Origin of the sequence: Undibacterium sp. Tian12W, from assembly GCF_049339405.1 — a bacterium.
Taxonomy (GTDB): domain Bacteria; phylum Pseudomonadota; class Gammaproteobacteria; order Burkholderiales; family Burkholderiaceae_D; genus Undibacterium.
The window spans coordinates 29,165-46,703 of record NZ_JBMPPK010000031.1; the positions used below are offsets into that span (position 1 = coordinate 29,165).

At 51.6% G+C, this 17,539-nt stretch carries 13 protein-coding genes; 5 read left to right on the top strand and 8 right to left on the bottom strand.

The window, feature by feature from the left end:
- Positions 1 to 121 precede the first annotated feature (121 nt).
- The 3 genes from ACO0LI_RS27930 to ACO0LI_RS27940 all read right to left on the bottom strand — a co-directional run bounded on the left by ACO0LI_RS27930 (position 122) and on the right by ACO0LI_RS27940 (position 3,843).
- Positions 122 to 622, bottom strand: a complete 501-nt coding sequence (locus ACO0LI_RS27930; protein ID WP_422952870.1) for a hypothetical protein — start codon at positions 620 to 622, stop codon at positions 122 to 124.
- Positions 623 to 654: 32 nt separating this feature from the next.
- Positions 655 to 2,022, bottom strand: coding sequence for a tetratricopeptide repeat protein (locus ACO0LI_RS27935; RefSeq protein ID WP_423036845.1), 1,368 nt, complete (start codon positions 2,020 to 2,022; stop codon positions 655 to 657).
- Positions 2,023 to 2,151: 129 nt separating this feature from the next.
- Positions 2,152 to 3,843 carry an ABC transporter substrate-binding protein gene (locus tag ACO0LI_RS27940; protein ID WP_423036847.1) on the bottom strand — a complete coding sequence of 564 codons (1,692 nt, stop codon included), beginning with the start codon at positions 3,841 to 3,843 and terminating at the stop codon, positions 2,152 to 2,154.
- A gap of 108 nt (positions 3,844 to 3,951) precedes the next feature.
- Here ACO0LI_RS27940 and ACO0LI_RS27945 point away from each other — a divergent pair, with 108 nt between their 5' ends.
- On the top strand, positions 3,952 to 5,142 hold the full coding sequence (locus tag ACO0LI_RS27945; protein ID WP_422952873.1) for an MFS transporter: 1,191 nt from the start codon (positions 3,952 to 3,954) through the stop codon (positions 5,140 to 5,142).
- A 379-nt stretch (positions 5,143 to 5,521) separates the two neighbouring features.
- Here the strand turns inward: ACO0LI_RS27945 and ACO0LI_RS27950 are convergent, their stop codons facing one another.
- Entirely contained in the window at positions 5,522 to 6,202 is a 681-nt protein-coding gene (locus tag ACO0LI_RS27950; RefSeq protein ID WP_422952874.1) for a hypothetical protein, read from the bottom strand.
- A gap of 144 nt (positions 6,203 to 6,346) precedes the next feature.
- Positions 6,347 to 6,784, bottom strand: coding sequence for an ankyrin repeat domain-containing protein (locus tag ACO0LI_RS27955; protein ID WP_422952875.1), 438 nt, complete (start codon positions 6,782 to 6,784; stop codon positions 6,347 to 6,349).
- A gap of 650 nt (positions 6,785 to 7,434) precedes the next feature.
- On the opposite strand from ACO0LI_RS27955, the gene fusA reads away from it, so the two are divergent.
- Positions 7,435 to 9,528 (top strand): elongation factor G, encoded by a 2,094-nt coding sequence (gene fusA / locus ACO0LI_RS27960; RefSeq protein WP_423036849.1) that lies wholly within the window; start codon positions 7,435 to 7,437, stop codon positions 9,526 to 9,528.
- 170 nt (positions 9,529 to 9,698) lie between these two features.
- Here the strand turns inward: fusA and ACO0LI_RS27965 are convergent, their stop codons facing one another.
- Complete coding sequence (locus ACO0LI_RS27965) at positions 9,699 to 10,385, bottom strand: hypothetical protein (protein WP_423036851.1); 687 nt, start codon at positions 10,383 to 10,385, stop codon at positions 9,699 to 9,701.
- On the bottom strand, positions 10,382 to 10,891 hold the full coding sequence (locus ACO0LI_RS27970; RefSeq protein WP_423036853.1) for a hypothetical protein: 510 nt from the start codon (positions 10,889 to 10,891) through the stop codon (positions 10,382 to 10,384). The genes ACO0LI_RS27965 and ACO0LI_RS27970 overlap by 4 nt, the downstream gene beginning before the upstream one ends.
- A 254-nt stretch (positions 10,892 to 11,145) precedes the next feature.
- On the opposite strand from ACO0LI_RS27970, the gene ACO0LI_RS27975 reads away from it, so the two are divergent.
- The gene (locus tag ACO0LI_RS27975; RefSeq protein ID WP_423036855.1) at positions 11,146 to 11,892 is read left to right on the top strand and encodes a hypothetical protein; all 747 of its coding nucleotides are present in this window, start codon (positions 11,146 to 11,148) and stop codon (positions 11,890 to 11,892) included.
- Between the two features lie 244 nt (positions 11,893 to 12,136).
- Here ACO0LI_RS27975 and ACO0LI_RS27980 read toward each other — a convergent pair whose 3' ends face one another.
- Complete coding sequence (locus tag ACO0LI_RS27980; RefSeq protein WP_423036857.1) at positions 12,137 to 13,648, bottom strand: hypothetical protein; 1,512 nt, start codon at positions 13,646 to 13,648, stop codon at positions 12,137 to 12,139.
- A 312-nt stretch (positions 13,649 to 13,960) separates the two neighbouring features.
- On the opposite strand from ACO0LI_RS27980, the gene ACO0LI_RS27985 reads away from it, so the two are divergent.
- Positions 13,961 to 16,291, top strand: coding sequence for a putative bifunctional diguanylate cyclase/phosphodiesterase (locus tag ACO0LI_RS27985; protein ID WP_423036859.1), 2,331 nt, complete (start codon positions 13,961 to 13,963; stop codon positions 16,289 to 16,291).
- A gap of 336 nt (positions 16,292 to 16,627) precedes the next feature.
- Positions 16,628 to 17,482 carry an alpha/beta hydrolase family protein gene (locus tag ACO0LI_RS27990; RefSeq protein ID WP_423036861.1) on the top strand — a complete coding sequence of 285 codons (855 nt, stop codon included), beginning with the start codon at positions 16,628 to 16,630 and terminating at the stop codon, positions 17,480 to 17,482.
- Positions 17,483 to 17,539: the final 57 nt, after the last annotated feature.

A 17,539-nucleotide genomic window follows, 5' to 3' on the forward strand; every position in this document is an offset into this window, starting at 1 on the left:
TATATTGTAGGCTATCGGTTTTTTTTAGAACTCAAGACCGCAACCACAGCTTGCGAAAATCCATCCAGCCGCAGCGGGCCAGGGGCACGCCGTGCGCACCATGCAAATTAGTTGAATCAAATTAATTGGCTGCCAGTTCCACGCTATACAACTGCTTGTGCCCGCGCTCTTCATACAGTCTTCTATAGTAGTCAGCGACCCTGAAGCTTTCGTAAGTATTCATCAGGATGGTATTGCCATTGTCATCCAGGCGATAAAGGTGATGTGCTCGCAGTGCTGATTGTGTTTCAGGATGAAACTTCTTGATCCGGGTGATATTGTCAGTCCATAAGTAAAGCTCATAAGCACGTAGTTGCAGATAATCCAGCACCGCATCGATTTCCAACAAGTCCAGATAGATATTGCACTGGTCTATGCTGAGATGATACTCCAGCGTGATTTTATGGCCCCATGGCAGCTCAAAAAACCAAAGCTCTACCGGGCCCGGGCTATCCCAGTCACTGGGATGGTCTGAATGCTTTTCACCGAATTTGTCGATGAAGTTAATATAAGGGATGCAGACTGTGATGATGATAGTGCCGTTGCTGATATCGGCACGGGTGATGGGACGGATGTTTTGCATGTAAGTCGATTTAATCCGTCAATTTAAGCCACTCACTTTGCCGCATATTGATCAATTGCCCTGAGCAGGTTGCCGGGGGTGCTCATCTGGATTGACAATTTTTGTGCTGCATCGGCTGATTCCGCAGACATTGTCATCAGGATCTTGTCGCGACTTGTTTTAGCACCTTCGGTATTCGAGCTGGCCGCCAACGTATAAAGCGCGCAGGCTATGATCTTGTTTTGTGATACGGCGGCTCCTTTGTCGTACATTGCCGCCAATGCTGACTGGGCATCACCATTGCCCTGATCAGCCGCTTTACGAAACCAGCTTAAGGCCAATGGAAAATCTCTGGGCGCGCCCGTTCCATTTACGTGAAAAATGCCTACATAAAATTGTGAGGCAGCATGTCCCTGGTCCGCGGCTTTGTGAAACCAGCTATAAGCTTGCGCGTTATCCTGTGTCACGCCTTCGCCGTCGAGATACATGGCTGCCACGTTGAATTGTGCAGTGGCAACGCCTTGAGCGGCAGCTTTGCTGTACCATGCCAGCGCTTGTGCATAATCCTGCTTTACCCCACGCCCTTGGTTGTACAGGTATCCAAGACTGAGTTGTGCGGAGCGGTCTCCCTGTTCTGCTGCTTTGCCATACCAGGTAAAGGCTTTTGCATGGTCTTGCGGCACTATCAGGCCCTTGTCATACATGAACGCCACATTGTATTGTGCAATGGCCCGGCCTTGCTCTGCCGCTTTGAGATACCATTCAAAAGCTTGTTGAGCATCTTTGTTGATACCTTCGCCATTGTTTAGCATAAACGCCAGATTGAGCTGCCCATCTGCATCCCCCTGGTCTGCCGCTTTGCGAAACCATGCCGCCGCTTGCGCTTCGTTTTTGGTGATACCTGTTCCAGTAAAGTAGATGTGGCCCATTTGCACTTGGGCCTCAGCATCGCCAAGCTCAGCGGCCTTGCGGAACCAGATGAGTGCCTCTGTAGAATTTTTAGGAACACCTTGCCCAAGTTCGTACATGACACCAAGCCTGAATTGCGCTGTGGGTAAATTCTGCGCGGCTGCTTTGCTGAACAAAATGAAAGCCTGCTTATAATCTTTTGTTACCCCCCACCCCTTATAGTAAAAAGCACCCAGGTTGTGCTGTGCGCCGGAGTATCCCTGGTCGGCAGCTTTGCGATACCATTCTGCGGCCTTGGCATAGTTTTGTGGCACCCCCTGGCCTTTTGCATACAAGACACCCAGATAAAATTGCGCTACGTTATTGCCTTTTTCTGCCAGTGGCTGCCATTCCTTGAGTGCAGTTGCAAAATCCTTTTTCTCTGCCGCTTTAAATCCGGCGTCAAAATCTGCATAAGCAAGAGACGCATGGAGTGCACCTGACAACATGAGGAGGGGGATGATTTTGCGCATGGACGTTTGAGAAATTGCTGGACAAAGATTTATTGTAAATGATGTAAGTGATCTGCGACAGGTGTTGTACTTCAAGTTCTGTAAGTGTGGTTTTAGCTGCTTCTGCGAAGCCGGTTTTGCTGACATACTTCAAGGGCGCAACCACAGCTTGCGAAAATCCATCCAGCCGCAGCGTGCCAGGGTCACGCCGCCGAGTTGCGGGCCATAGTCGATGCCATGGCGGGTGTGGCGCATGGGCAGTATCCAGGCTTGTTCTACCATGCGGGCGAAGCAGGTTTCGATAAGGGCTGCACGTTTGCTAGCATCCGCTTCTGCGGCAATTTTTGCACTGGCTTTTGCCAGCGAGGTGCGCGCTGTTTTATCCATCATTTGATTGACCAGTGATTCTCCGGCCAGCCAGCTATACAGGCCAAATTCCATGTCATTGTCGAGCACATCACCAGCGATCACCACGTCCGCCCAGTCCCGCCAGCCGTAGGGGCCAAACTCAGGGAAGGGCAGGATGTGGATAGTGACGGCGGCTCCCGCCTCGCGCAGCCTGGCTGCGACGCAATGGGTCAGGGCGATATGGCTGTCGAGCTCATAGGTCACTATGTCCAGATGTTCTGGCAAGGCGGGTGCTTTTATCGCCGGTTGTTGAGGTAAATGATTCCATTGGGGTAGCATGCCAAATGCCATGGGGCGGGTTTCTTTCGCGGCCAGTTCAGCCGCAGCGGGGCGCAGCCAGGCACCAATGGCAAGGCGGGCAGCAGGGTTCGCAAATTCTGCACGGGCCGGGTTCAGCATGACCAGGTCACAGCCTTGTTCAAGGGCGCGTATTCGCGACCAGCTATCGTCAGGTGCAGGTACCTGATCAGGTGATGCATGTGCCAGGTGCAGGTCAACTTCCGGCAAGGGGCTGCCTAGTGGTACTACCCATAAATCGATTTCATCCAGCAGGGCACGTTCACGGAAATAGCCATCAAACGCTGCCAGCGTGGCCCGGTGTTCATTATTGCGTATCAGCCGGAATGGCCCGGCACCTATGGGCAGCGTGGAAAAATCTGCGCGCTGGGCATCATCCACAGGCACGATCACGGCAGCATGATGTGCCAGCAGATGCAACAGCAAATGGTCAGGCTTGCTGAGTTGCAGCTTCATACTGCGCTCGTTACCACTGATGTTGGCCAGGTGGGCAAACATGGCGCGATAGGGGCCATCTGTATCGCGGGCACGTTGCAGTGAATACACCACGTCCTCGGCGCGCACCGGGCGGCCATCGTGGAATTGCAGGCCGGGCCGCAAGATAAATTCCCAGTTACGGCCATCGGCACTGGCATCCCATCTGTGCGCCAGTGCCGGGATGATCTGTTCGCTGGCACGATCATATTCGGTCAGACCAGCACAAATCTGCATGATGATGTGCTGCTCGGTGCGACGGTTGATGTGGATGGCATCCAGCGCATGCAGGGGGCGGTAAAACGGCATGCGCAAAGTGCCTGCACGGCCACTGCCAAGGTAACCGGGCAGCGATTGCTTCAGGCGTTCACGTCCGGCATTCGGCAAGCCATCAAAGGCGGCTTCGAGTTTGCCATCAGCCAACAAGTGATGCAGCCTTTGCAGGCGCAGGTTTTCATGGTCTTGTAGCAGGCTCAGGCGCGAGCGGTGGCCGCGGCCATTGCCAGGTTGCCAGTCTATCCAGCCTTGTTCCTGCATGCGTTTGAGTAGCAGGCGGGCATTGCGTTCGCTACAGCACAGGGCGGCAGCAATCTGGGCCAGGCCGGGGGCATGGGCGCTGGGGTGCCATTCGGCCAGACGCTGGAAGTGATCAAGCAGGCGCATCTTTGTCCGGTAATAAAGGGGGAAAGAAATATCAGATTCTATCCGTTTTTGTGTTTCCGCCTTTGATATACGCTAGTGGGCATTGTTCAACCTTGCTTGATATTCTTCATGTCCACTCCCTCGCTTTGGCAACTCGCCAGCTTTCGCCGCCTGTATGCATCGACCATCAGCTTTTCGCTGGGCACGCAAATCTATCAGCTCGCCATGCCGCTGATACTCTACCAGTTGACGCAATCAGCCGGGGTCATGACGGGCATGCGCGCGGTTGAATTGTTGCCCAATTTGCTGCTGGCGATGTTCATCGGCGTCTGGGTAGACCGCATAGACCGTGGCCGCTGGGCACGCTTTGCCATTGTCGGCATCGTTGTGCTGACTGGCATGCAGGCGGTGCTGCTGGAGAATGGTGCGCGGGCCTTATCTTTTTTCTTTATCACCGCCTTCCTGCTGATGACTCTGCATTATCTGTATGCCATTTGCCGCATGGGGATGTTGAAGGAAATGCTGCCAGAACAATTGCTGCTGCCTGCTACCGGACAACTGACGGTGTTAAACCAGGTGTTCAGCATCCTTGGCCCGGCGCTGGCCGGTGCCGTGATTTCCATACGTATGGACCTGGGCTTGTGGCTGCCCATGCTGGCGATGCTGCTGGCTGCCTGGCTGCTCAGGGATTTACAACTACCAGTGCGCAAACCGGATGCAGATGGTTACTGGAATGAATGGCGCGAAGGCTGGCGCGTGCTGATCGCCAACAAGCCGCTGTGGCACCTGGCCTGGCTAGTGGTCGTCATCAATGGCAGCGCGGGAGTGGTGGATGTGCTGTTCCTGTTCCGTGCGCGTGACCAGTTGCAACTGGGCGCAGCCGAGGTCGGCCTCATGTATGGCGTGGCAGGCATAGGCGGCGTCATCGGCGGCCTGGTCGCCAGTCGCCTGCGCCAGCGCTTTGGCCTGGGCCGCCTGCTGGCACTGGAACTGGGCGTCGAAGCCTGTTCCATGCTCTTGCTGGCCTGGGGCAGCAGCATACGCTTGTTGTTGCTAGCACTGGCCATCAACAGCTTTTGCACCGTCATCGGCAATGTCTGCATCTGGGGCTACCGCCAGGAGAGTACAGACAGCCGTTACATAGGCCGTATATCTGGCCTCACCGGTTCGCTGTTCAAACTGCTGATGCCGGTGAGCCTGGTATTGTCCGGGGCATTGGTGGGTGACTTGCCACTGGCGTGGATATTGAGTGCCTGTGCGGGCACGCATTTTTTGCTGGTGGTGGGGACGCGGGTGTCGGCGGTGTATGGGGTGGAGTAGTGGGCTTTGATATTCGTTTTGTAGAGTGCTGATAGATTCCGTTTTACATGTGCCAACAGCAGCGGCTTCAGCCGTGAATAATTGCGCCTGCTTCATGACGGCGGTACGCGGCTAATGTCTGGACGTAGGTACGATTAGTGCAACGTAATCGTACGAATGGTTGGCTGCAACTCTCTATACTGCTTGATAATCTCGGGCATTTTATGTGACTCCATCATGCATGCATTTCACTCACGTTGAAATGAATAAGTGGCGGACACGGAACTTGCTTGTGACCTATAGTTATTTGCGGCACAGCATGCGTACGATTACGTTGCACTAATCGTACCTACACGGTCTACACGCTGGACAGGATAATAGGGTCGTAGCAGTCCAGCACTCATTTTAAAAACGGCCCAAACTTTCCCCCAGCTTGAAATGTAAAACCAGAAATTCTGAGTTTTTTTACCAAATCACGAAATGGTTTCAAAGCAAGATCACAGTCCATATCATACTTCCATTGCGGAACACGGAATAAATAGGTGGGATCAATTTTATTTAGATGAAATACTGCACGAAATGGTCTTTTTCTTTCAGGTGAAAGTTCATCTTCACCAAGTCGCGAACGTTCCTCATCAACCACATCACAAATATGATGAACCCACATAATGTAATATTGTTGCGGTACACCTGCGATCTCAACAGGTACAAATGTACACTCGTTCTTTAGGTATGGAAGTAATTTATCTCTTGCGAACTCTGATACTACATATTCAAATCCCAACAGAACCCCACCATTTGGAGTAAATGAGTTTACTTCGATTACATCAAGAAAATTAGGCTTAATACAATGATCGTCAAGTGACCTACACTGGAATTTCAAGGTATTTATTGCAGATGGAACGATTTTGCGGGCATCCAATGCTTTAATGCGTCTATCTACAGAAATGGGATAACCAAGTTTGTGTTCGTTGTGAGCGAAAACTAAATTTATTTCCATGTAATTTGAATCGCCTATCACCCTGGCGGCAGCCGGGTCAAAACCAGCTTGTAACGCTTCTTGGGCGCTACAAATTTTCATGAAAATATCCTTTTCGAACTGCAAAAATAATCTATAAATGCATGACTAATCTCGGTAAACCTCTCCCCAAATTACTTCAAAAAATATGCAATCAATAGAAGATGAATATAAATAACGATGAATCTTCTGGATAGTTAGATGGGTTTAAAATTGCATTTTTCCGGCCAAGGGCCACTCAAGTTTATATCCGTATCGGTTGAACGCACGCCGGAGTTTGATTAAAGTCTTTCTTGGCATTCCGGAATTGAGTTTGATCAGTGTCTTGCAGAATGACAAATCTGGGATCACTCCAATTCCCAGAAGTAAATAAACCATGTCCACATGCCCCATGCCGCATGCTTCGGCTAATGCATAGTCGGATACCATGCCACCGCAAGAGCTGAGTAACTCAACAATTTCGATATCGTTTTCCACGACAAACCAGTGCATGACTGTTTCGCCTGAATAGTTCTTGCAGTTTAATAAGTTCGGCTCACTGTTAATCATTGGCCGTACCAGATGTGGGGTGTAGTACACCGCTTCCATCAGGCGGTCATAACCATAGTCTTTTCCTGGGTGTCCGGCCATGTAGTTTGAGATCATTATTGGATTTATGCTGGTACTTGCCGGATGCATCATCTCTGGCGTTAAAACAGGTGAGATCGCTGAATCTTAGGTTCACAATCTGTAGCGTATCGTGGCGATTGATAGTTTATATCAGATCGATTAAATTTTATTATCGGCAAGGTGAATTAAGACAGAAATGCGAAGGTTTTACCTATGAGAGTGGCATTTCTATACTTGCTTTTTCTGTGGCATGACCAGTATAGACCCATTTGACAACTGATAAAAACAGGATTATTCTATAAAAATGAAAACACTGAGCATACTCTTTTTTACCTCCGCCCTCCCGGCATGTCACACGACATCCCGGGGCCGCTGATGTGTGCCCGTTGAAACTCTGATCAGATAGAATCAGAAATTAAAACAAAGGCCCACAAGGGCCTTTTTTGTTTTCCAGTACTTTGTTTTTGTGTTTTGTTTTTGCCCTTGATATCCAAAAACTCAGCACCACTTTAGTCAACACTTTGTAGTGTACTTTGAACCAATCACTCTCTCATTGAGGAGCCATATAACATGAAGTCAGCAGATGTAGAACGCGCGCGGGTCCACTGAAATAAGGGTGGTCGCATGGCCCCGCGGCGCTGTCACCAAGACAACCCCACGACCGCTCGCTATGTAGAAAGACCATCATGACGAACACTGTCCCCCGTGCCGCTTCCAACAAGGCATCTGCTCACTCTGCGCTCAATAATGTGCGTAACAACTGGCGCAACTTTGGCATCATCGCGCACATAGACGCTGGCAAGACCACGCTGTCTGAACGCATCCTGTTTAAAACCGGCGAAATCCACCGCACTGGTGAAGTCCATGAAGGCAATGCCACCATGGACACCATGGCACTGGAAAAAGAACGCGGCATCACCATTGGGGCAGCGGCGACCCGCTGCGTCTGGAACGGCCATGAATTCACGCTGATTGATACACCAGGCCACATCGACTTTGCGATAGAAGTTGAGCGCTCGCTGCGCGTGCTTGACGGTGCCATCACCGTTTTGTCAGGCGTGGCTGGCGTGCAGCCGCAGACCGAGACTGTCTGGCATCAGGCTGAGAAACATGGCGTGCCCATGATCATCTTCGTCAATAAAATGGATCAGACCGGCGCTGACTTTGCCCGCGTCACAGAACAGGTGCGCAAGCAACTGGGTGCGCGCCCTGTGCCTCTGGCGATACCTGTCGGCGCGGCGGATGAGTTTGGTGGCGTCATTGATGTCTTGCAACAGCGTCTGCTGCAATGGGATACCAAGGGCAATATGACGGTGCTAGCCTTGCCCGCAGAACTGCAGGCGCAAGCCCAGGCGGCGTATGCCTATGCGGCCTCGGTCGCGGCAGAAGCGAGTGATGCATTGACGGATGCCTATCTGGCGAACGACACGCTGACCAATGCAGAAATTCTGCAAGGTTTGCGTACCCTGACGCTGGCCAGAAAAGCCACGCCCATGCTGGCAGGTTCTGCGTATAAAAACGCAGGCATAGAACCGCTGCTCGATGCCGTTATTGATTGGCTACCTGCGCCTGACGACCGTGCTGCTCCCGTTGCTACATTGAACGGTGACAGTGTGACCGTGGCAACTTGTGATGCTGATCCTCTGGCCGCGCTGGTGTTCAAGGTCACGCATGATGAACATGGCTCGTTGGCGTTTGTGCGTATTTATGGCGGCAGTCTGCATGAAGGTGAAACCATCTGGAACGCCAGTCTTGATTCGTCTGTGCGGATAGGCCGTCTGTATGTCGTGCATGCGGATGAACGTACCAGCACCACGCAGTCTGGCGCGGGCAGTATCATCGCCATCGCCAACCTGAAAGACGCGCTGACGGGGCACACTTTGTCCAGCAAGGCGCAACCGTGGACGCTGGAAACCATCCATGCGGGTGAGCCTGTGGTGGCGCTGGCAGTTGAACCAGGCAGTGGCACTGACCGTGCAAAGATGTTGGCAGCACTCGACAAGTTCCGTCGTGAAGATCCGTCTTTGCGTCTGGAAAACAATGTCGAGACTGGCGAGACCATTTTGTGGGGCATGGGTGAATTGCATCTGGATGTGGTGCTCGAACGTGCCCGCCGTGAAGCTGCGGTGGATATACGTGTCGGCGCGCCGCATGTGGCTTACAAAGAAACCATGGGCCAGGCGATGGTCGAAGCAGAAGGCAAGCTCGACAAGCAAAACGGCGGCAAAGGCATGTATGCCCGCGTTGTCGTGCGGCTTGAGTTGCTGGATGCGGAGGACGGTGAGTTTGCCTTTGCGAATGTGGTCAAGGGTGGCGTGATACCGACGGCGTTTTTCCCGGCTGTTGAAAAAGGCGTACAGCAGGCCATGCAGCAAGGCCCGCTGGGGCAAAAAGTGACAGGCGTCAAAGTTACTTTGCTTGATGGTGATTTCCATGCTGTTGATAGTAATGAAATGGCCTTCATCATCGCCGCCAAGGAAGCCGTGCTGGCAGGCTTGCGCAAGGCTAACCCGGTCTTGCTCGAACCCGTCATGAAAGTGACCGTCGATGCCCCCGCCATCAATACCGGCGATGTCATCGGTGACTTGCAAAGACGCAGCGGCCGCGTGTTGGGCATCACAGAAAACACAGGCCGTGTTGAAGTGGTGGCAGATGTGCCTTTGACCAAGCTGTTCGGCCACACGAACGACTTGCGTTCCTTGTCACAGGGCAGGGCGTTTGCCAGCTCGGTCTATGCGCGTCATGCGGCTTGTGATGTGGAAGAGGCTTCGTTTGTGTAGGCTGTGTTGAATGTGGATGATGGGTGGGCTGTAGTCTGGTTTGCCTGTTGTCTGCAAGTTAGTATGAGAGAAGCAGGAGCGAAGCAGGAGAGAAGCCAGGGCTGGTGCTCTGGCTTTTTTCTTGGCATTAACAGTTTCAATATGTATTTCCAGCTATTAATATTCACGTATTACAGTCCTGCTAATTTACGCAATCGCTCTATCAAAATTGGCAGGCGTGCCTGATTCGCTGCATCGGGATGCAGATGCCATTGCAGGTGTTCTGTAAATGAGATATCCGCCAGGAGGTCATCTATTTCTTCCCTGATAAAATCACGTGCAGCGCTATCAGTAGTTTGCATTTCATGACTTAACTCTGGCCGTCCATCAACGATGTTGACGATGTCTTCAATGTCATGATGTGCATAGTCACCATTGCCGCGACTGTAAAACGATTCCAGCTTGGTCGCGATGAACAGAGGTGCTGTCACTAGTTTGATTTCTTTTCCACTCGAAAGTTTTACTTTCTGTGCATGCTGTACTACTTGCGGGTACCAGCGATTAGTGAAATTGTGGCCGATATCTTGAGCGGACATGACATCGATAATTAATGCGTCTTTAGACCAGCGACAGATTACGTCGCTTTGTTCCTTAAAGCCTCGCTGTCTCAATTTTTCTTCAAGATGATAATAACTCGGAAGTGAGGCCACTTCAGCGACCAGATCGACATCTTGTGTTGCCCTGACTGCGGGGCGTGCGGTATCAGTAATGAGTAATCCTGTGGCGCAACCACCAACTAGCACAAGTTCCTCGCATAGCTCACCAAGTGCCTGAGCGACTAGTTCAACTGAGGCAATGTTGGGATCTTTCGCATTCATTGCATATGCTCCACCAGTAATGTCTCTGCAATTTCCCTCTCTCTTGCAGCTCCGCTGCGCAAGGCATCTACCAGAGTCAATAGATCATATAGCTTTTTATCCAGACGGCAAGCCATGGGGACGGAGTGATAAAGCGGTTGCAGTGAAAAACCACGTACTTCTCCTTCCGGATCGGGCCACACGCTGGGAAGCTCATCGCTTTCCATGAAATATTTTTTCAATGCTGGAGCAAAGATAGTTGTTGGCATGCCACGTGTCAGACCGCCAATCATAGGTGGGAAGGTGTATTTGACTCCATGAACAAGAAATTCAAGTAAAGCTGATTTCACGACATTTATCATGCCGTCACTGCGATTCAATAGCCTGGACATTTCTGCCCGTCCTACGGCTGCATGCACTTCGGATGCAGACATGACTAATTCCCCTGCAAGCTCTGCATAGGTGTATTGCCAGTCAGAATTAACAGCAATCTTTAAAGTAACAAACAGATCTTGCGGCTTTAACATGATTTGCTTACTTGTTAGTTGCTTCATCTTATTCTTTATTTGTGAATTGCGAATAAGTCTTATATTACAGAATATTAGGCGTAAATTCAAGAATTCGCTATTCGCGAATATTATTTTAGCTTAAAGTATAGTTTTCCTATACAATCCAAATGTGGTAGTCCCTGCTTGAGAGCGTGCAACACAGAATTCAAATTGGTTAATTTGCTCTCGACTTATCTAGCCACAATTTCATTGTTAAAATAAAAGTGAGGTTCATGATGGTTGATGTCCCACGCAAAAAGAGCCCGCGTGCACCTTCCATGTCTTTAAATGAAGCATTGGATCGGGCAATAAAAGTCTATGAAAAGGAGCGACTTCATCCTGCGCCTACTGAAGTAGTAGCGGCAGATATAGGTTATAGAAACGCGAACAGTGGTGCCGCTACGTCTGCTATTGCATCGTTACGTTCTTTCGGCCTTCTCGCACGTTCAAAGGACGGAGTATTGGTGGTCTCTAAGGACGTCGAGTCATTTCGGTTTGCGCCGGATGAAGGATTGCGCAGAGTGCTATTGAGGCAGTTCCTTAAAACCCCACCTCTATATGCCGAGTTGCTTGAAAAATTTGAGTCTGGATTACCTTCCGATGCAAATTTGAAATATGAACTGATACAGCGGGGTTTTATACCAGCATCTGCAGACTCTGCACTGATAGCATTTAAGCAGTCAGTCGCCTTTGCTGGCTATTATGACGATGAAAATACGCCAGACATTGAACCTGAAGTAGAAATTCCTATCGATTTAAAACAGGAAGAGACATCCAGGGTGGTTGGAGCGCAACCTCTTGTTGCTCAGCCAACTTCAAATTTTGTTGCAGGTTTGGAGGAGCAAGATATTGATCGCATACCAGTCCGCTTGCCTGGGGGAAGGCGTGCGTGGTTGCTGATACCTATACCATTTTATGAAGCAGATAAGCAGCGTTTAAAAGCACAGATAGATCTGTTACTGACTGAGGATGGTGAGTAAGAACCAGCATCCATAGCACATCAAAAATATGGTTGTGGGTGATGTATGGACCATGCGCAGCCGGGTGAAGCGGCGGTGATTGCCTTGCTTGCAGCACATCACCGGCGTAAATACGCTTGGATGAAGGACTAGACTAGATGCATATGAGCTTGACATAATTTTCCTTTGCTTTCTCGCTGGATTAAGTTGCGCATTCGCATATTGGCTAAAGATGTTTTGCGTGCCAGCCCTAACATGACAGGCTTCAAACACCATATCTGCCAAACAGTGCCTTCGCTTGTGCAATCTTGTGCTTGCCCATGCAGCGCAGGGCGAACTCTCCCAGGGTCTCACCATCAGGTTCTGGCCGCGCAGCACCCATTTCCAGCAAGGTTGCGAGGTTATTCAGGTGGCCGCCAAGGGCGGCTTTGAACAGCGGGTATTCGGGGTCGCCGTGGTCAATCGCCGCTGGCACAAAGCGGGCACCGAGGCTGCCGAGCTTGCGCAGTAGATGGCTGCTGCCGTTATAGCCTGCGAGATAAACGGCAATCACATCAAGAGCGGCCTTGTCATGGGCAACAGCATCTATGATCATTGTATAAAAATCGAAGTCTGCATTGTCGCCGCTATTGAACATGAAGGGTGTTTCATATAGGCGCACTTCGCGCTGCAGGAAGCTGTCGAAACGGTCGGTTTCGACCACGGCCAGCCAGTCTATCTTTTGCTGGTTGTCCAGCCATTGCAGCACTTCCAGCGCCTCACTATAAATCGCCTTGCGCACAGCAATGGCATGGTCGGCTGGGGTGAAATGGGTTTGCAGGGTGGTGAGGTCGGCATGGCTGGCGGCTTCGGCGATGATGTCTTCATGCGTGAGTTCATCATAAAACCCTGCCGGGGCGATGGATGTGGCGCCATGCTGGCGAAAGTGCCTGGCACCTGCCATGTTCAGTTGTTCCTGAAATGCATACCATAGCGGGCTGCCCTGCGCTCCGATGGGGTCAAGGTCTGCCGCGCATTGCGTCGCCACATACTCTGCCGCAGCGATGCCGCCAGCGTGCTGGCAATACAGCACGGCGTGCAACACGTCATTGCCATCGTTGTCGGCAAGATAGGGGTTGAAGCCCAGTTCAAAAAATGCCTGTAATACGGCGCTGCTGCCCATATTGGCGGCCAGTGCAAACAGGCGCACTTCTCCGGCTACCAGAAGGTTCTCAGGGAAAAAGCCTTGCGCTATCATGGCCAGCGCCAGTGCCTCAGATTCAGTATCGATGAACAGGGTGCGCAGATGTTCATCGTCGAGCTTGACCCTGCTCTTGTCTATCTGGGTTAGCAGCGCCACGGCTTTGCTGAAAGCCGATTTGCTGATAGCGCGGGTAAATTCGAGGTTCACGTCAGCGATGAGCAGCTTGTCATATTCCTTGTCGAATTCCTTGAGTTTTTTAACGCGCTTACCTGCGGCATATCTTTCGGTTTCATGGTATTCGTCGGCCCGCACGCGCAGCTTGAGCAGGTACGCGCCTGCGGCAAAAAAGGCGCTGATGATGTCTTCGTATTCATCGCGCGTGCCGCCATAAAATTCGAGATTGATGACATTGCGGTACTGCTTGCAAACATCGATGGAAAACTCAAATGCGCAAACCGGCGGCACTGCCAATACCCGCGCCAGCGATTGCTTGAGCAAATAGCCATCTTCTTGCAGATGTGGGTGTATGGCAGCAAAAAATTGGCTTGCTGCAGACTCTTCTTTAAACAGGATATCGGCGCTCAGATATTTCATGGTGAATCAGAATAGGGTGGCATGAGAATTTTTCCAGGCTCACTGTAAGCTGAGCTTGACGTATGTGCAATACACCAAAGCGGCAAGACGCATGGGTTTGCGGGTGACAATATGTCAAGCGGGCTTGTCGGGTGTTGCAGGCAGATGTGCTTTTATGGTGCATGTCCATGCCTGGGCAGGGCCTGGTCTTTTCAGGGAAACAACAGACTATGCAGAATATGCACCAAAATACCCGCATTACAAGGTGCTTGTATGGTATAAAAATTGCTGGCCATAAATAATCACTTTGCATATCCGGAAGTATTTCACGCCATGCATGAATCCATTTCCCTAACCCCTGCCAGCTTCTTGCCAGAATATGTAGAACTCTGCACAAGCCCGGAGTTGTACGCCTTGCTGGCGCAAGCGGCTGTGCCGGATGCAGTTGAGCAGGCGGCGGCTTTTGGGCGCTGGTGGTATCACCCTGACAGTGATGGTCTGGTGTTTTCGGTAATGGCAGCGGGCATGCTGGGTGTGGCTGCCGGCTGGCATGCAGGGATGGAGCAGGGCTTTGCCAAAGTGCTGGCAGACGACATGCAGCAAATCAATGCCATGTTGCGCAATCCGGCTACGAGACGCAGCCCGATGGAGTATGAATTCCGCATTTTCAATGAAGGCACTGGCCTGCGCTGGTTGCGCCTGAGGTCGGTGCCGCAAGCGCCCGCATCTACGCTTTGCGAAGGCATACTGACCGATATCACCGCCGCCAGGCATGCCGCCATGCGCGAGCGCCTGGGCTTTGAATCAACCCGGCTGTTCGTTGGCGCAGATTCTATCGGTGAGGCTGTCACCAGGGTCATACAACTGGTTTGTGAAAACCTGGGCTGGGACTGGGGCGCTTATTGGACAGTCGCAACCGATGCCTCAGGTGAGCGCCAACTGAGGCTGCAAGATTACTGGCATGCCCAGCAAGAAACCCTGCAATTGTTCACACAAGAAAGCCAGGCCATGCAGGTGCGCCCCGGTACCGGCCTGGTAGGCCAGGTGTGGCAACAGGGAGAGCCGCGCTGGGTAGAGAGCATGAGCAGCGATGAAGATTTTTTGCGCAATAAGAGTGCGATGCAGTGCCAGCTGCGCTCTGGCTATATCTTCCCTGTGGCTTATATCACCGATGAAGGTGAGCGCCACTGCCCCGGCGTGCTGGAATTCTACAGCCGCCTGACGCGCCAGAGTGAAGCGCAACTGCCGAGCCTGTCCGCCACCATAGGCGCGCTGATTGCGCAAACCGCCCAAAGGCTGGAACAGCAAGAAACCATACGCCTGCTGGCGCAAATCGATGGCCTGACCGAGCTCGCCAACCGTAGCCATTTTTACCAGATACTCGACAGCGCCTGCAAAAAAAGCGCTGCCAGTGGCACTGAGTTTGGCCTGATCTTTATTGACCTTGACCGCTTCAAACCGGTCAATGATGCCTTTGGTCATGAGGCTGGCAATGTTGTCTTGCGCGGCTTCTCGCAAAGGGTGCAGGCCCTGCCCATACCCGGCAAGCTGGTAGGGCGGCTAGGCGGTGATGAGTTTGCGATACTCTACCAGCCCGATGGTTCTGCCACGCCTTTCAATGAACAGCTTGATAGCCTGGTCAGGCAAGTGCTGCATGCAGCGCAATTGCCCTTCATGTTCAACGGCCATGAGATTACCGTCTCGGCCAGCATAGGCATCAGTATCTATCCCGACAATGGTTTGACCGGCCCTGAGCTCTTGCGCGGTGCTGATACCGCCATGTACCGCATCAAGAAAAATGGCCGCAATGACGTCAGCTATTTTTCCAGCAGCACCTCCTACACCCTGGCCGTGCAACAGTCAGACCTGGCGCAACGCCTGACCATGCAAACCGAGTTGCACCAGGCCATTGCCGAGCAAGCCCTGTTCCTCGAATATCAGCCTATCTTTGCTGCTAACGGCCAGATCCATGCCCTGGAAGCCCTGATACGCTGGCGCCGTGCCAATGGCGACATCGTGCGTCCTGACATCTTCATCCCCATTGCAGAAGAAAGCCGCCTCATCATCCAGATAGGCAGTTGGGTCGTGCATCGTGCGTGCCACGACCTGGCACGCCTGCACCGCTGTGGTTTTGAAAATGTGAAGGTACATGTCAACATGGCCGCGTCTGAATTTACCTCCAGCGCGCTGCCCGATGAACTGCGCGCCGTCGTCGAAAGGTCAGGCATCAAGCCACACCACCTCTGCCTGGAGCTCACAGAGAGCATGCTCATGCACCAGCCCGACCATGTCATCCCCATCATGAGCACGCTGCGGCGGCTGGGCTTTGGCATCAGTCTCGACGATTTTGGCATGGGATATTCTTCACTTGCCCACTTGAAGAACCTGCCTATTTCCTCGATGAAGATAGACCGCTCCTTCATCAAAGGCCTGCCCCAACAAAGCGAAGACCGCGCCATCGTCCGCACCATCATAGAACTGGGCCGCAACCTGCGTTTGAATGTGATTGCAGAAGGGGTCGAGACGGATACGCAGCTTGCCTTTTTGCGGCAGTTTGGCGATACGCTGATACAGGGTTTTGTGCTCTCCAGACCGCAGCCTGTGGAGGAGTTGATACGGGTGTATGGCAAGGGGCTGGAATTGCCGTTGGTGGGTGATGCTTAGCGGGATTTGTTAAGTCACTGCTGACAGACAACCATCTGATCCTGTTTGCGTTAATGGCGATGATGAGTCTGTGTAAACCGCGTCACCTGCTTATTTGTATACCTTCTCTACCGTCATTCCTGCGCAGGCAGGAATCCATCGTATTCAAAGCCATGCGTTTGAGCATGGTGAGCATGGCGCAAGCTGTAAGCCGAATTTGCACCAGATAAAACTCACGGGTCGTGATTATCATCCGTGCGGTCACGATGGCTCTAACCGCATTACGTGAGCCGCCTGTATTCATAATTGCCTGAATGCTTTACTATCCTGATTTCTTCCCACCTGTGCCGGTATAAAATGAAAATCAAGACGCTAGGTTTGTTCAAACCCTTGTTGTTATTATCCCTGACTGCTGGTTACTTTAGCGTGCACGCGCAAGACTTGCAAACAGCAAGAGCTGCCTATGCAAGCCAACTCACAAAGAAAGTCAAGTCGCCACAAGATTTTGTGCCAGAAAAATTGCCGGCTGGTGTCAAAGAAATTGACTACGTCTCTGGGAACTTGCATTTGAAATCCTGGATGTCGGCCACGACTGACAACTCGAAGAAAATGCCTGCGGTCGTGTTTTTGCATGGCGGTTTTTCATTTTCAGCCGACGACTGGGTCTCAGCCCAGGGTTTTGTCAACGCGGGTTACCTACTTTTGATGCCACGCCTGCGTGGTGAGAATGGTGGCGAGGGTTATTTTGAAATGTTTGGCGGCGAAGTCGATGATGCCATCGCTGCGGGCAAATATCTGGCGACTTTGCCGCAAGTTGATGCGCAAAGAATTTATCTGGCAGGCCACAGTGTAGGTGGTAGCCTGGCCATGCTGACTGCACAAATGCCATCGCCGTACAAGGCGGTTGCTGCTTATAGTGGTTTTGCCCGTTTGCCTTTGTGGCTGGCACATTACAAGAATATTGCTCCCTTTAATGTCGATCTGCCCGATGAACAAAAAATTCGTGACCCTCTTCGTTATGTGACATCGGTCAAAGTACCCTTGTTTGTGTTTACCGAATCTGCAGCCTCACCATCAATTCCAGTGAATACAGAATTTTGTAATATGGTCGCCAAATATTCAGTCTGCAAACATGAAGTAATCACAGGCAGCCATGAATCCATGATTGCACCATCGGTTGCGCGGACTATCGCTTTGTTCAATAAACCCTGATGATCAAGTTGCAGCTATTTGGCTTAGTCGGTGGAATTAAACGATGAGTTAATCAAA

Bases quoted from the DNA above. Each gene is read 5' to 3' on its own strand.
- ACO0LI_RS27930 (WP_422952870.1), bottom strand. From the start codon at position 622: ATGCAAAACATCCGTCCCATCACCCGTGCCGATATCAGCAACGGCACT.
- ACO0LI_RS27935 (WP_423036845.1), bottom strand. From the start codon at position 2,022: ATGCGCAAAATCATCCCCCTCCTCATGTTGTCAGGTGCACTCCATGCG.
- ACO0LI_RS27940 (WP_423036847.1), bottom strand. From the start codon at position 3,843: ATGCGCCTGCTTGATCACTTCCAGCGTCTGGCCGAATGGCACCCCAGC.
- ACO0LI_RS27945 (WP_422952873.1), top strand. From the start codon at position 3,952: ATGTCCACTCCCTCGCTTTGGCAACTCGCCAGCTTTCGCCGCCTGTAT.
- ACO0LI_RS27950 (WP_422952874.1), bottom strand. From the start codon at position 6,202: ATGAAAATTTGTAGCGCCCAAGAAGCGTTACAAGCTGGTTTTGACCCG.
- ACO0LI_RS27955 (WP_422952875.1), bottom strand. From the start codon at position 6,784: ATGATCTCAAACTACATGGCCGGACACCCAGGAAAAGACTATGGTTAT.
- fusA (WP_423036849.1), top strand. From the start codon at position 7,435: ATGACGAACACTGTCCCCCGTGCCGCTTCCAACAAGGCATCTGCTCAC.
- ACO0LI_RS27965 (WP_423036851.1), bottom strand. From the start codon at position 10,385: ATGAATGCGAAAGATCCCAACATTGCCTCAGTTGAACTAGTCGCTCAG.
- ACO0LI_RS27970 (WP_423036853.1), bottom strand. From the start codon at position 10,891: ATGTTAAAGCCGCAAGATCTGTTTGTTACTTTAAAGATTGCTGTTAAT.
- ACO0LI_RS27975 (WP_423036855.1), top strand. From the start codon at position 11,146: ATGATGGTTGATGTCCCACGCAAAAAGAGCCCGCGTGCACCTTCCATG.
- ACO0LI_RS27980 (WP_423036857.1), bottom strand. From the start codon at position 13,648: ATGAAATATCTGAGCGCCGATATCCTGTTTAAAGAAGAGTCTGCAGCA.
- ACO0LI_RS27985 (WP_423036859.1), top strand. From the start codon at position 13,961: ATGCATGAATCCATTTCCCTAACCCCTGCCAGCTTCTTGCCAGAATAT.
- ACO0LI_RS27990 (WP_423036861.1), top strand. From the start codon at position 16,628: ATGAAAATCAAGACGCTAGGTTTGTTCAAACCCTTGTTGTTATTATCC.